The organism is Kitasatospora sp. MBT66 (assembly GCF_000710405.2).
GTDB lineage: Bacteria > Actinomycetota > Actinomycetes > Streptomycetales > Streptomycetaceae > Kitasatospora > Kitasatospora purpeofusca.
Window position 1 is genome coordinate 491,365 of sequence record NZ_JAIY01000004.1, and the last position, 13,240, is coordinate 504,604.

10 protein-coding genes, 1 tRNA gene and 1 pseudogene are annotated in these 13,240 nt (G+C 74.5%); 6 read left to right on the forward strand and 6 right to left on the reverse strand.

Annotation, left to right across the window (positions count from 1 at the left end; all coding sequences use genetic code 11):
* Positions 1 to 69 precede the first annotated feature (69 nt).
* On the reverse strand, positions 70 to 633 hold the full coding sequence (locus tag BI06_RS08885) for a heme-binding protein (RefSeq protein ID WP_030392525.1): 564 nt from the start codon (positions 631 to 633) through the stop codon (positions 70 to 72).
* A 291-nt stretch (positions 634 to 924) separates the two neighbouring features.
* Between BI06_RS08885 and BI06_RS08890 the strand changes: the two genes are divergently transcribed.
* The 4 genes from BI06_RS08890 to BI06_RS08905 all read left to right on the forward strand — a co-directional run bounded on the left by BI06_RS08890 (position 925) and on the right by BI06_RS08905 (position 5,960).
* Complete coding sequence (locus tag BI06_RS08890; protein WP_051740533.1) at positions 925 to 2,211, forward strand: sensor histidine kinase; 1,287 nt, start codon at positions 925 to 927, stop codon at positions 2,209 to 2,211.
* Positions 2,208 to 2,852 carry a response regulator transcription factor gene (locus BI06_RS08895; RefSeq protein ID WP_030392523.1) on the forward strand — a complete coding sequence of 215 codons (645 nt, stop codon included), beginning with the start codon at positions 2,208 to 2,210 and terminating at the stop codon, positions 2,850 to 2,852. Before BI06_RS08890 ends, BI06_RS08895 begins: the two co-directional genes overlap by 4 nt.
* Positions 2,853 to 3,400: 548 nt before the next feature.
* Complete coding sequence (locus BI06_RS08900) at positions 3,401 to 4,051, forward strand: TetR/AcrR family transcriptional regulator (RefSeq protein ID WP_233290078.1); 651 nt, start codon at positions 3,401 to 3,403, stop codon at positions 4,049 to 4,051.
* 544 nt (positions 4,052 to 4,595) lie between these two features.
* On the forward strand, positions 4,596 to 5,960 hold the full coding sequence (locus BI06_RS08905; protein WP_051740545.1) for a hypothetical protein: 1,365 nt from the start codon (positions 4,596 to 4,598) through the stop codon (positions 5,958 to 5,960).
* Here BI06_RS08905 and BI06_RS08910 read toward each other — a convergent pair.
* Together BI06_RS08910 and BI06_RS08915 are read right to left on the reverse strand one after the other, a co-directional pair.
* Entirely contained in the window at positions 5,899 to 8,103 is a 2,205-nt protein-coding gene (locus BI06_RS08910) for a tetratricopeptide repeat protein (protein ID WP_233290079.1), read from the reverse strand. The genes BI06_RS08905 and BI06_RS08910 overlap by 62 nt on opposite strands.
* A gap of 225 nt (positions 8,104 to 8,328) precedes the next feature.
* Positions 8,329 to 8,402: transfer RNA gene (locus BI06_RS08915), tRNA-Gly, on the reverse strand.
* Positions 8,403 to 8,740: 338 nt separating this feature from the next.
* Between BI06_RS08915 and BI06_RS08920 the strand changes: the two genes are divergently transcribed.
* Together BI06_RS08920 and dcd are read left to right on the forward strand one after the other, a co-directional pair.
* A complete protein-coding gene (locus BI06_RS08920) occupies positions 8,741 to 8,899 on the forward strand; it encodes a hypothetical protein (RefSeq protein ID WP_369826071.1) in 159 nt (52 codons plus the stop codon).
* A gap of 82 nt (positions 8,900 to 8,981) precedes the next feature.
* Positions 8,982 to 9,557 (forward strand): dCTP deaminase, encoded by a 576-nt coding sequence (dcd, locus tag BI06_RS08925; protein WP_030392516.1) that lies wholly within the window; start codon positions 8,982 to 8,984, stop codon positions 9,555 to 9,557.
* Positions 9,558 to 9,637: 80 nt separating this feature from the next.
* Here dcd and BI06_RS08930 read toward each other — a convergent pair whose 3' ends face one another.
* The 3 genes and pseudogenes from BI06_RS08930 to BI06_RS08940 form a co-directional block, all read right to left on the reverse strand.
* Positions 9,638 to 10,552, reverse strand: a complete 915-nt coding sequence (locus tag BI06_RS08930) for a metal-dependent hydrolase (protein ID WP_030392515.1) — start codon at positions 10,550 to 10,552, stop codon at positions 9,638 to 9,640.
* Between the two features lie 154 nt (positions 10,553 to 10,706).
* A complete protein-coding gene (locus BI06_RS08935; protein WP_030392514.1) occupies positions 10,707 to 11,774 on the reverse strand; it encodes a Yip1 family protein in 1,068 nt (355 codons plus the stop codon).
* A gap of 217 nt (positions 11,775 to 11,991) precedes the next feature.
* A pseudogene (locus tag BI06_RS08940) lies at positions 11,992 to 13,065 on the reverse strand (sugar phosphate nucleotidyltransferase); the annotation flags it as partial.
* Positions 13,066 to 13,240 lie beyond the last annotated feature (175 nt).

Genomic DNA, 13,240 nt, shown 5'->3' on the forward strand with positions numbered 1-13,240 from the left:
TGCGCGCCGGAGCGGTCGGGGGTCCGCTCCGGCGCGCGGTCCGTCCCCGCGCCGCCCACCCGCCGGGCGTCACTTGCCGAGCGCCTCCACGCCCGCCTGCGCGAACTGCTCGTCCAGGTCGCCGCTGGGGGCGCCCGCGACACCGATGGCCGCGACCGGCGCACCCTTCGACTGCACCGGCGCACCGCCGGCCAGGAACAGGGTGCCCGGGATGTCCTTCAGGTTCGGCGCCTGGGCGAGCCGCTTGGCCAGCTCGGAGGTGGGCGCGTTCCAGGAGACGGCGGTGAAGGCCTTCCGCACGGCCGACTCCGGCGACTGCGGGCCGGCGCCGTCGCCCTTGAGCAGCACCCGGGTGACACCGTCACGGTCGACGACCGCCACGGAGACCTTCTGACCGGCCTTGGTCGCCGCGTCCAGGGTGGCCTGGGCGGCCTTGGTGGCGGCGGCGATGGTCAGGCCGGTGGTCTGGGCGAGGTTCTTGTTCTGGGTGTCGGCCTTCACCGCGGCGGCGGCGACGGACGGGGTGTCGGTGGCCTCGGCACTGGCCGAGACGGCGCCGAGGGTGGCGGCGGCCAGCGCGGCGGCGGCGACGGTACCGGTCAGCACCTTGGTGCGAACGGAGATCTTCTTCATGGTCCGGCTCCTCGTCGGATGGTGTCGCTGGGAACGTGATCGATCCTCCGGCGACAGCCCCCTCCGCCGCATCGGCGGTCCGGACACCTCCCGCGGGCATGATGGAGGACGGACCCGTCAGCCGATCGGCTGATGCGGCCCCCGGGCCGGACGGGTCACCATCGAGGGATCAGCCCGGCCGGGGCGGCGGCCGTCACGACCACCGGCCGTCACCACCACCGACCACGACGACCGGCCGGCCACGACGACCGACCGTCGAAGCGAGTGAGCAGGCGAGCGAGGAGCGGCCCCGTGCACCACCCCGGCCCCCCGCTCGACCCGGACGCCGGCCGGCTGGCCGTCCTGCTCGACTCCGCGTTCCTGCTGCTGCTCGCCACCTCGCTGAGCCGCTTCCTCAGCCACCACCCGGGCAGTCCGCGCATCCCCTGGGTGCTCGGCCTGAGCATCGCGCTGGCCGTCGTCCAGCCGCTCGGCTCCTGGCTCGCCCACCGCCGCCCGCCCGCCCCCGGGCAGCGCCGGCCCGCCTGGCCGCTGGCCGTGGTGACGGTGCTCTGGGTGGTCCTGGTGCTGCTCGCGCCGAGCTTCTCCTGGTGCGCCGTGCCGCTGGTCTACACGGCCCTGCGCACGCTGCCCACGCCCGCGGCCATCCCCCTGGTGGCGGCGCTCACCCTGCTGGTGGTGGTCGGCGAGGTCCGGCTGCCGGGCGCGACCGACGCCAACCTGCTCCTGCTGCCGCCCGCCGTCGCCGCACTGGCCACCGGCGTCTTCCTCTACATGGAACGGCAGGCCGAACGGCAGCGGGCGCTGATCGCCGACCTGGTCCGCACCCGGCGCGAACTCGCCGCCACCGAACGCCGGGAGGGCACGCTCGCCGAACGCGAGCGGCTCGCCATGGAGATCCACGACACCCTCGCCCAGGGCCTCTCCAGCCAGCAGATGCTGCTCCAGGCCGCCGACCGCACCTGGGACGGCGACCCGGCGACCGCCCGCGGCCACGTCCGGACCGCCGCCGCAGTGGCCGCCCGGAACCTCGCCGAGGCCCGCCGCTTCGTCCACGACCTCGCGCCCGCCGAGCTCGCCGACGGCCGCACCCTCGACCGGGCGCTGCGCTCGCTCGCCGAACGGGAGTCCGCCGAGAGCGGGCTGCCGGTCCGCTTCCACCTGGACGGCGCGCCCGTCCCGCTCCCGGCGGCCGCGCAGTCCGCGCTGCTGCGGATCGCCCAGGGCGCGCTCGCCAATGTCCGCGAGCACGCCGGGGCCTCGGCCGCCGCCCTCACCCTCTCCTTCCTCGGCGACCAGGCCGTCCTGGACATCGCCGACGACGGCCGCGGCTTCGCCCCCGACGACACCGCCCCCACCGGGAGCCGGGGCCACGGCCTGCCGGCCATGCGGGCCCGGCTGCGCCAGCTCGGTGGGACCCTGACCGTGGAGAGCGCCCCCGGCGAGGGCACCGTCGTCTCGGCCGCGGTCCCGCTCACCCTCGCCGCTCCCCCCGCGTCCGACTCCCCCGACTATCCCGATTCTCCCGACACCCCCAACGCCCCCGACCGTCGCCAGGGCCCAGGAGCCGTCCGATGAATCCCACCCCCGCCCCGTCCCCGGTCCGGCTGCTGGTCTGCGACGACCACGCGGTGGTCCGGGCCGGTCTGCTCGCCCTGCTGGCCAGCGCCGGCGACATCGAGGTGGTCGGCGAGGCGAGCAGCGGCGAGGAGGCGGTCGACCTCGCGGCCCGGCTGGCCCCGCAGGTAGTGCTGATGGACCTCCAGCTCGGCGACGGCATCGACGGGGTGGAGGCCACCCGGCGGATCACCGCCGCCCCCGAGGCGCCGCACGTCCTGGTGCTGACCACGTACGACACCGATGCCGACATCACCCGGGCGATCGGCGCGGGCGCGACCGGCTACCTGCTGAAGGCCGAGCGGCCGGAGGAGCTGTTCGCCGCGGTGCACTCGGCCGCCCAGGGCCGCACGGTGCTCTCGCCGCCGGTCGCCTCCCGGGTGATGGCGCAGATGCGGGCCCCGGCGCCGCAGCTCACCGAGCGCGAGACGGAGATCCTCGCCCAGCTCGCCCAGGGACTCGGCAACCGGGAGATCGCCCGGGCGCTGTTCATCAGCGAGGCCACGGTGAAGACCCACCTGGGCCGGATCTACGACAAGCTGGGCGTCGACACCCGCTCGGGCGCGGTGGCGGTCGCCAAGGAACGCCGCCTGCTGCGCTGACGGCGGCGCCGGTAGCAGCGCCGACTGCAGCGCCGGTAGCAGCGAATACCGACATTCCGTTCGGAATATCGGATTCCGAACCGTCGGCCCGCGACCTCCGCCCCGGAATCCCCCGGCATCCGAACGGCCGATCCAACCAGCCGCTTCCGCCTGCCCTCGGCCGTCCCCGGCCGTCCCCGGCCGCCCCTTGCCAACCGGACGGTGATCCCCGATTGTGGATGTTTCATGGATTCCGGGTATTGACAAACCAACCATGCGGTTTGTTACCGTAACGATCAACGACGCCCTGCAACAAAGGGGCCTGCCGGGCCTGTGCGGAACGCTCTCGCCGGAGAGTGGTGCCAGGGGGGACGGCGGAGTCCGGGGTGGTCGGGGGGAGCGGCGAACAAGTCGCGCGTCGACGCGGCGCGGAGCGGGTCCGGGGGGACTCGCTCCGCGCCTCCCTGCTTTCCGGTCCCGTTTTCCCGCCCTCACCACCGTCCGCACTTCGCACCCCTCCAGGTAAACTGCACCGGGTAGTGCAACCCGCCGAGGAGGGGACTCGCCCGATGAGCACAGCGAACCCGGCAGTGACCACCGGCTCACGCCGCATGCCCGAGAAGCGCCGGGCCATCGCCCGCGCGGCGAGCACGGTGTTCGGCCGCGAGGGCTACACCCGGGCCAGCGTCGACGCCATCGCCTCCGAGGCCGGGGTGTCCAAGCGCACCATCTACAACCACTTCGGCGACAAGGAGAAGCTCTTCCTCTCCGTCGCCCTGGAGACCGCCGGCGAACTCACCGAGATCATCGCCGGGCTGGCCGACCGCCATCTGCACAAGATCGTCGACCTGGAGGCCGACCTCACCGCCTTCGCCGTCGACCGCGCCAAGGCCGTCCTCGCCGCCGGCGAGCACTACGCCCTCGGCCGCACCATCCGCGCCGAGGCCGGCAACATCCCGCCCGACGTCCTCGCCGCCTGGCTGGCCGCCGGCCCGCTCGCCTCCCAGCGCGACCTGGCCGACCACCTCACCCGCCTCGCCTCCCAGGCCCTGCTCACCCTCGACGACCCCGACCTCGCCGCCACCCACTTCACCCTGCTCACCTTCAGCGGCGCGGCCGACCAGTCCTTCTACGGCGCCGTCCCCATCTCCGACGCCGCCCTGCACACCACCGTCACCACCGGGGTCCAGGCCTTCCTCCGCCTCTACCCCCGCCCCTGACCACGGCGGCCCGGGCGGCCCGGGGGGCCGGGCGTTCACTCCTCGACGCGATACGTTGGAAGTTCCGATTCCAAGATCGGACACGACGGCGGCGGGGGTCTCGAACCGGAAGGGCTGGGAGGCAGCGTGGGCGAGGACCTGAAGCACCGGGTTCGCGTACCGGTGGGGCCCGAGGCGGCCCGCTGGGCCACCCGCGGACGGTGCCGACGGGTCCTGCTGGTCGTCCACAACGTGACGGCGGCGACGCGGCTGCTCGACGTGCTTCCGCTGTTCCGCGACGACCTGCGGGTCCAGGTGCTGGCGACCTGCACCGGCTCGTCGCCGTTCCAGGCGGGCGTGGCGGAGCTGCTGGCTTCGACGGGTGTCCCGGTGCTGCCCTGGGAGCAGGCCCTCTCGACTCCCGCGGACCTGGCGATATCGGCCAGCTTCGGCGGCCAACTCGCAGACCTCAAAGGTAAGTTGACGGTCCTCTCGCACGGCGTCGGATACAATAAGACGCTGACCGCACCGGACACCGGACACCGGACACCGGACACCGGACACCGTGTTCGGGCTCGGTCCGGAGTGGATCCTCACCGCCGGGGGCACCCCGATCGCGGACGCCATGGTCTTCTCCCACCCCGAGCAGATCGACCGCCTCGCCAAGTCCTGCCCCGAGGCCCTGCCGACCGCCGTCCTGGCCGGCGACCCCTGCTTCGACCGCATCCTCGCCGCCCGGCACCACCGGGACCGGTACCGGCGGGCCCTGGGCGTGCATCCCGGGCAGCGCCTCGTCCTGCTGAACTCCACCTGGAACCCGACCTCGCTCTTCGGTGACGCCGGCCCCGAGGACGTCCTCCCGCTCCTGCTGCCCCGGCTGACCTCCGAACTCCCCGCCGACGAGTACCGGGTGGCGGCCGTCCTCCACCCGAACATCTGGCACGGCCACGGCCCCGGCCAGATCCGCCTCTGGCTGGACCGGGCCCGTCGGGCCGGGCTCGCCCTCGTCGACCCGCTCGAAGGCTGGCGCCAGGCCCTGATCGCCGCGGACGTGGTGCTCGGCGACTTCGGTTCGGTCAGCTACTACGCCGCCGCCTGCGGCACCCCCGTCCTGCTGGGCGCCGACGACCCCGAGGCCCTCGGGACGGAGTCACCCGTCGCGGCGTTCGTCCGGTCCGCGCCCCGGCTCGATCCGTACCGGGCGCTGCCACCCCAGCTGGACCGGCTGCTGGCCGAACACCGCCCGCTCGACGGGCCGGCCGAGCTGACCAGTTCGGCTCCGGGGCAGTCCGCGGCCCTGCTGCGCGGCCTCTTCTACGGGATCATCGGCATCCCCGAGCCGGCCGCCCCGGCCGTACTCGACCCGCTGCCGCTGCCGCCGTACGAGCCACCGCTGCGCACCGCGCCGCTGCGCGTCCTCACCCGCACCGGCGCGGACGGCACCATCACCGTCCGGCGCTTCGCCGAACCCCGCTACGAACCCGACGACGCCGAGGGCGAGGGCCACCTCGCCGTGCACGAGGACACCCTCGACCCCGGTGTGCTGGAGTCGGCCGACGTCGTCCTCCGGTACGGCGAGGCCGACGACCCCCGGTTCGGCTCGCCCCGGCAGTGGGCCGCCGAGGTGCTCGACCGGTACCGGTCCGCCTCGCTCGCCGCCTATGTCACCGGCCCCCGCGAGTGCGAGGTGCTGCACCGCGGCGGACTGCGGTGCAGGCTCACCTCCGACACCCCCGGCGACCCGGCCGTGCACGCATCGGCACTGCTCGCCCGGCTGCACACCGACTCCGGCCCCGGCCCCGCAGCCACCGCACCGGCGCCCACCACCCTGACCGTCGTCACCGGCACCCACCTCGCACGGGTCCGCGTCACGGTCGATCGGGAAGGCGGTCCGGAAGGCACTGGGCACGCAGCCCGGCCAGGTAGGTGAGGTGGACGGTGGCGTTCTCCCGGCCCAGCAGCGCCACGGCCTCGTCGATCAGCGGCAGCGCCCCGGCCTGGTCGGCCGTGTCGAGGTGGAGCTCGGCGAGATCCGTCAGCACCCGGGCGGTGTTGTAGCGCTCACCGCTCTCGCGGAAGAACTCCCTTGCGGTGGCGAGCTGTTGCTCCGCCTCGCCGAAGCGGCCGAGGCCCCTCAGCGCCCGCCCCCGGTGCCGGTGCAGCAGCGCCCGGGCCCGCGGCACATCGGCGGCGCCCTCGTCGGCAGGGCCGATCCCGTCCAGCAGCCCGTCCGCCTCCTCGAAGCACTCCAGGGCCGACCCGAACCGCCACTGCCGCAGCCGCAGCAGCCCCAGCGACTCGACCGCCGTCGCCCGGCCGCGCGCGTGCCCGGCCCCGGCCTCGTCCGCCGCGGCCGTCAGCAGCTCGCGTTCCGCCTCCTCGTCCTGCCGCAACTCCATCAGGGCGAAGGCGAGTTGGATGTGCATCCGGCCTGCCGTCCGGGTCCCCGGGCAGTGCCGGGCGGCCGTCCGGGCCCCGGCCCTCAGCGCGGGCAGCAGGACATCGTGGCAGCCGGCCTTCAACTGCGCGGCCCAGAGCGCCTCCACGGTCTGGCAGACGGTGTCGGAGCGGCCGAACTCCTCGGCGGCGAGCACGGCTTCCACCAGGTTGCCCGCCTCGGCGACCAGCGCCGCGACCGCCTCGCCCTCGTCCCGGTACGGCCCCGGACCCAGCTCGGCGTACAGCGGGCCGAGGTGCCAACGCTCCTTCAGCGCCGCGTAGTCGGCGCGGACGGCGAACCTCAGGTACCAGTCCGCGGCGCGGGTCACGGCCGCGGCGCACCCCGCCAGGCCGTCCTCGCGGGCCGCCGTCTCCTCCGCGTGCGCACGCACCGCAGGCCGGTACCGGTAGCGACCGTCCCCGGTGCTCTCCAGCAGCTGGAGCTCCGCCAGTTCGGCCAGCACCCGCTCCGCGTCCTCCTCCGGGACCTCGGCCGTCGCCGCCACCGCGGCCGCGGTCAGCGAGGGCCACGGCCGCAGCGACCCGAGCCGGTAGATCCGCGCCGCCTCCGCGCCGAGCCGCCGGTAGGCCTCCTCGGCGACCGCCCGCACCGGAGGCAGCGAACTCGGCGAATCCCCCCGCTCGCCACCGCCCAACGACCCCGTCGCCAAGTACGGGGCCACAGCCCGCAGCGCGAACGGGGAGCCGGCACACCGCTCCAGCACCGAGGGAAGCGCGGCGCGGGCCGTCGCCATCGCGGACCGTCCCGCCAGCTCCGCCAGCAGCCGCCTGGCGTCCTTGTCGGACAGCGGGCCGACGGAGACGGCGACCGCGTCCAACCCGGTGAGCGGACGACGGGCGACGATCAGGGTGAACACACCGGGCGCCGCCGTAATCAGCGGACCGACCTGGGCCGCCGACTGCGCGTGGTCGAGCACGACCAGCAGCCGCCGGCCGGACAGCAGCGATCGGAAGAGGTCGACCCGGTCCTCCACGGCGGGCGGAACGTACTCCGCCGGCACGCCCAGGCGCAGCAGGAAGTGCCGCAGGACCGTCGCGGCCGTCGGAGCGGTGCTCGCCGAACCGCCCCGGAGATCCGTGTACAAGGTCCCGTCCGGGAACCGGCCGGCCTCGCGGCCGCCCCAGTGGAAGGCGAGCGCACTGGTCCCGATTCCCGCCGGACCGTGCAGGACGGCCACCTTCGGCAGACCGTCGGGCTTGCGGTCCGCCTCCCGGTCCAGCAGCGCCAGCGGGCCCTTCCGGTCGGTGAAGAAGCGGGCCGAGGCCGGCAGCAGCCGCGGCACCCCGTGCGCCGCCACCCCGCCGGCACCCCTCCCGCTCATCACCGCGGCCAGCGCCCTCGCCTGCTCCGGACTGCGCGACGCCTCCGCCACGAGCAGCCCCGCCACCGACTCCCGCTCGGCCTGCCCCACCGGCGCCGGCACCTCACGCCCCACCACCCGGGCCACCAGCCCGCCCACCGTCTCCCAGGCCCGCTTCCCCGCCTCGTTGGCCATCCCCGCACCGGCCGCACCCAGGAAAGCCGTCACCATCGACAACGACAGCGGATCCACCGCCCCCACCCCCCGGTCCTCCGTGAGGCAGAGGTTCTCCAATGCCCCGACCTGTTGCATCCGGCCCCACCGTAGCCTGCCGCACCAGCCCGCCGAAGGACCTTCAACTGCCACGACGGCGGAGCGGATCCGGGCCTCCGGCCACCGGCCCGCGGCGCTCCGCAGGGGCCGCGCCCGGACCGGCCGCGGCCCATTTCTCCGCCCCCGTCGGCGCCGGGCCGGAAATGCGGTCCGTCGGCCCGGGAAACACAAAAGCCGCAGGTCAGTGACCTGCGGCTTTATCTATGGAGCGGGCGACGAGAATCGAACTCGCGCTATAAGCTTGGGAAGCTCATGTTCTACCATTAAACTACGCCCGCCTGACGAGTCGTCAGAGACGCTCGATCTGTCCTCACTGTACCCCATCCGTGACGGTCGTTGCACAGGTGGCCGGAGGTCGTGGCGGAGCCGCGCGGGGGCGGGGTGGAGGCGTACTGTGTGGGCCGCGTGAGACTGCCCCGGCGGGTGGGCGCGGGCGGCGAGCCTTGGTGTGGAATGTCCGGAACTTCCCCTAATGTGACGCTGGTCCCGGGGGCTCCGCCGTTCGGGGCGACGAGTACGGGTGAGTACCGGGGTAAGGATGGGAAGGGGATCGATGGAGCAGCGCGCCGTCGTTCGTTGTGCCGAGGGGCACCTGTTCAGCACCACCACGTTCCCGATGCAGAATCTCGGAGCCGGCCGGCTGGGGCCGGGCCGGCTGATCCGGTGCCCGCAGTGCGGGCGGCTGAGGAGTTCGGTGCTGGCCGACGTACGGGAGCTGTCCGAGCCGCAACTGGCCCGGGCACTGCGGCTGGAGGCCGCGGAGTTCCTCGCCTGACAAGGGCGGTCGTGGGAGAGATGTGACAGGTGCGGCCCCGGGCGATTCGTCCGGGGCCGCGTCGTGCACGTAACCTCGAAGCGTGCTGCTCTCTGACAAGGACATCCGGGCCGAGATCGACAAGGGCCGCGTGGTGATCGACCCGTTCGACCCCGCGATGGTCCAGCCGTCGAGCATCGACGTACGACTTGACCGCTTCTTCAGGGTCTTCGAGAACCACCGCTACCCGCACATCGACCCCTCCGAGGAGCAGCCGGACCTGACCCGGCTGGTCGAGCCGGAGGGCGACGACGCGTTCATCCTGCACCCGGGCGAGTTCGTGCTGGCGTCGACCTTCGAGGTCATCACGCTGCCCGACGACGTCGCCTCGCGACTGGAGGGCAAGTCCAGCCTGGGCCGCCTCGGTCTGCTCACGCACTCCACGGCGGGCTTCATCGACCCCGGCTTCAGCGGGCACGTCACGCTGGAGCTGTCGAACGTCGCGACCCTGCCGATCAAGCTCTACCCGGGGATGAAGATCGGGCAGCTCTGCCTGTTCCGGCTCTCCTCGCCCTCGGAGCACCCGTACGGCTCGGAGCGGTACGGCTCGCGCTACCAGGGACAGCGCGGCCCGACGCCGTCCCGTTCCTACCTGAACTTCCACCGCTCCGAGGTCTGAGCGGCAAAGCAGTAACGGCGCAGCGGTAGTACGAACGGCGCGGGCGGCCACCCTGGACGGGGTGGCCGCCCGCCGCCGTGTCAGGCCCGCTTCGGGCGGGTGACGGCGACCAGCTCGCTGCCGTCCTCGGAGAGCCGCAGCTCGGTGCGGAGCTCGGCCAGCTCGCCCAGGTGGTGCAGATGGGTGCCGCCGCAGAAGATCCGCGCCGCGCCCTCGGGCAGCTCGCAGTGCCACTCGCGGCGGGCGGTCAGCTCCGGGCCGGGGACGTCGATGCGCACCTGGGCGTCGGCGGCGACCCAGCCGGCCAGCCGGCGGTTGACGGCCTCGGTCAGCTCGGGGAGGGCGTCGGCGAGGGCCGGGAACTCCTCGGTGGCCTCGGCGGTGAAGCCCTTCTTGCGCAGCGACTTGCCGAGCCGGTAGGTGTCGGTGCTCGCCTCGGTGTCCATCACCGAGCTCGCCATGGCGAGGCTGTCGAAGTCCGGGTGGCCGAAGGCGTCGGTGCGGCCCGGGTCCTTGCGCCAGCGCGGCGCGAGCGCCTCGTTGAGGGCGAGCGCGAGCAGGTGGCAGCCGCTGTGGGAGGCGCTGAGCGCCCCGCGCCGGCCGGCGTCGACGGCGAGGGCGGCGGGCCGGCCGACGATGTCGCCCGGGTCGGCCGCGAGCACGTGCAGGACCAGCCAGGACCACTCCTCGTCGCCCCGCCGGACCGGGATGTCGGCGCCCACCAGCACCTGACCGCCCTCCGGGCCACCGTCCGGGCTGCCCTCCGGGCCGACCGCGCCGGTGAGGCAGTCGACGACGGCCAGCTCGACGCCGTCCACGGTGAGCGTGCCGAGGTCGGCGGGCTGGTCGGGCCAGGTGTGGTCGAGCGGGTGGAACGGCGTCGCCCCGGTGACCACGGCGTACCGGCCGCCGTCCAGCGGGTGCACCGCGAGCACCGTCGACTCGCCGGTCACCGCCCCGGCCGGGAAGCTGACGTGCGTGGTGGGGAGGGTCATGCCTGGCTCCGTGCGGGTGAGGGTGAGGGTGGACCGAACAGGACGAACAGCGCGACCCGGACGGGCGCCCGGGCAACGGCAACGGGCCCCGCGAGGCGAGGCCCGTGCTCCATTGTCCCCGAGGTCCGGGGGCGCGCCCGGGAGGGGGACGGGGTCAGCCGAGGGTCGGCAGCTTGATCAGCACCAGCAGCGCCAGCAGCTGCAGCGCGGCCGCGCCGGCCGCCTTGCCCCAGGGCAGGTCGTGCACCCGGCGGACCATGCTGGTCAGCAGGAACGCGCAGAGCAGCCAGGTGGCCCAGCCGACCACCTGGACCAGCAGGTTGTCGGCCGGCAGCACCAGCGCCAGCACCAGCCGGGGCGCGTCCGTGACCCAGCCGATCAGCACGGCCAGGCCGACCGTGGACTGCCACGGGCCGTCGCCGCCGAACTGCCGGGCCAGCGCGTACGTGACCCCGCCGAGCATGGCGCCGGCCAGGGTGAAGCCGATCGCCGCCGCCAGCAGCGCGGTGAGCGCCACGGTGAAGGTCGAGTTGACCACGTCGTCGCGGGTCATGCCGAGGCCGAGCACGGCGAGGGCGCCGTACAGCAGGGAGACGGTGACGGCGGGCAGCCAGACCTGGTGGTCGCGGGTGCGGTCGAAGATCGCGGTGGGGGTGCGGAAGAGTCCGGTCAGCAGTTCGCGCCAGCTCGGCCTGGGCCCGGTGGCCTGCGGCGCGGACTGGCCGCCGGCCCGGTAGACGGCGACGTTGTCGTCGCCGTAGCCCTGGGCCGGGCCCTGCTGCCCGTAGCCGTCGGGGTACGGCGGCTGCTCGGGAGCGTAGGAGGACGGGTCGCCCGCGTACGGGTCGGCGCCGACCGGGAAGGCCCGGGTGTGCCCGGGCTGGTCGGCCGCGTACGGGTCCCGCTGCGGCCCGCCGTAGGGCTGCCCCGGGTGTCCCGGCTGCCCCGGCTGTCCCGGGTAGGGCTGCTGCCCTGCGTACGGGTCCCGCTGCCCGCCGTACGGGTCCTGCTGCGAGGCGTACGGGGAGCGGGGGCCGGGACCGTACGGGTCGGCCGGGCCCTGCGGTGCGGACGGGCCGCCGGGGCCCTGCTGCGGGCCGGTGAAGTACTCCGGCCCGTCCGTCGGCCCGTACCCCCCGGGCGCCGCCTGCTGCTGCGGGGGCGCCGACCACCCTCCACGGGGGTCGGCGCCCTGACCGCTGTCGTATCGATTGCCAGCCACGTTCCGAAGGTACCCGTCCGGCGGGCGCCCCGGTGGCCGGGCACCGGACCGGTTCCGGTTTGCAGCGAGCCTGTTACTGCCGCGGGGCCGCGGCCACCGCCCCAGGGACCACGACCGCTGCCCGCGGGGCCACGGCGGCGCGCTACTGCCCCACGGCCACCTTCGGCCCGTGCACGGAGGCCGCGGCGCTGGTGCCGGCCGGGCAGCCGCCCGGGCCGGCCGAGGTGCGGACGGCGCCGACCGGCAGCAGGGTGCCGCAGGCGATCCGGATGCCGTTCGGCAGCTCGTTGTCGGACTCCACGATCGCACCGTCGCCGATCACCGCGCCGTCCAGCGCGGTGCGGTCGCCGATGGTCGCGAAGGCGCCCACGATCGAGTCCTTGACCAGGGTGTCGGCGCCGATGACGGCACCGGGCAGGATCACGCTGCCCTCGACGATCGCGCCGGCCTCGACCACCGCGCCCTCGGCGACCACGGTGCCGCCGCTGAGCACCGCGCCGTGCCGGACGGTCGAGCCGGGCAGCAGCAGGGCGTCGCCGGTCGGGCCGGGGACGGCGGGCGAGTCGACCTTGCCGAGCACGAGGTCGGCCGAGCCGCGGACGAAGGCCGCCGGGGTGCCGAGGTCGAGCCAGTACGAGGTGTCGACCACGCCGCGCAGCAGCGCGCCGGTGGCGAGCAGCTCGGGGAAGGTCTCGCGCTCGACGGAGACCTCGCGGCCGGTCGGGATGCGGTCGATGACGGAGCGGGTGAAGACGTAGCAGCCGGCGTTGATCTGGTCGGTGACGATCTGCTCCGGCGTCTCCGGCTTCTCCAGGAACTCCAGCACCCGGCCGTGCTCGTCGGTCGGGACGAGGCCGAAGGCGCGCGGGTCCTCGACCCGGGTGAGGTGCAGGGTGACATCGGCCCCGGCGGCCACGTGGCCGTCGCGCAGGGCGGCGATGTCCACGCCGGAGAGGATGTCGCCGTTGAAGACCAGGACCGGCTCGTCGGGGCCGCAGGTGAGCCCGGTGGCCGCGTTGCGGATCGCGCCGCCGGTGCCGAGCGGCTCGCGCTCGGTCAGGTAGACCAGCTCGATGCCGTAGGGGGTGCCGTCCTGGAAGTGGTCCTCGAAGACCTCGGCGAGGTAGGAGGTGGCGAGCACCACGCGGGTGACCCCGGCCGCCGCCGCGCGCGCCAGCTGGTGCGCGATGAACGGGACGCCTGCCACCGGCAGCATGGGCTTGGGGGTGTGGGTGGTCAGCGGACGCAGTCGCGTGCCCTTACCACCGACCAGCATGATCGCCTCGGTCATGGTCTGCGCTGTTCCCCTTGTGCTCTGTGCGGCCCGGCCCGGCGGGCCGATACCTCCGTCGGTGTGGTGTGCGCCGTTCCGGGGGCCGGAACGGATCGACCGGCGCACGGCCGGTCCGGCGCCTACTGTATTTCCTTCTGACAGGAGCGCCGCCCGGTGGTCCCGTCCTCGGCGC

Excerpts from the sequence above, each read along its gene's own strand:
- BI06_RS08900 (WP_233290078.1), top strand. The coding sequence starts at position 3,401 with ATGAGCACAGCGAACCCGGCAGTGACCACCGGCTCACGCCGCATGCCC.
- BI06_RS08885 (WP_030392525.1), bottom strand. The coding sequence starts at position 633 with ATGAAGAAGATCTCCGTTCGCACCAAGGTGCTGACCGGTACCGTCGCC.
- BI06_RS08920 (WP_369826071.1), top strand. The coding sequence starts at position 8,741 with ATGCAGAATCTCGGAGCCGGCCGGCTGGGGCCGGGCCGGCTGATCCGG.
- BI06_RS08910 (WP_233290079.1), bottom strand. The coding sequence starts at position 8,103 with ATGCAACAGGTCGGGGCATTGGAGAACCTCTGCCTCACGGAGGACCGG.
- BI06_RS08895 (WP_030392523.1), top strand. The coding sequence starts at position 2,208 with ATGAATCCCACCCCCGCCCCGTCCCCGGTCCGGCTGCTGGTCTGCGAC.
- BI06_RS08930 (WP_030392515.1), bottom strand. The coding sequence starts at position 10,552 with ATGACCCTCCCCACCACGCACGTCAGCTTCCCGGCCGGGGCGGTGACC.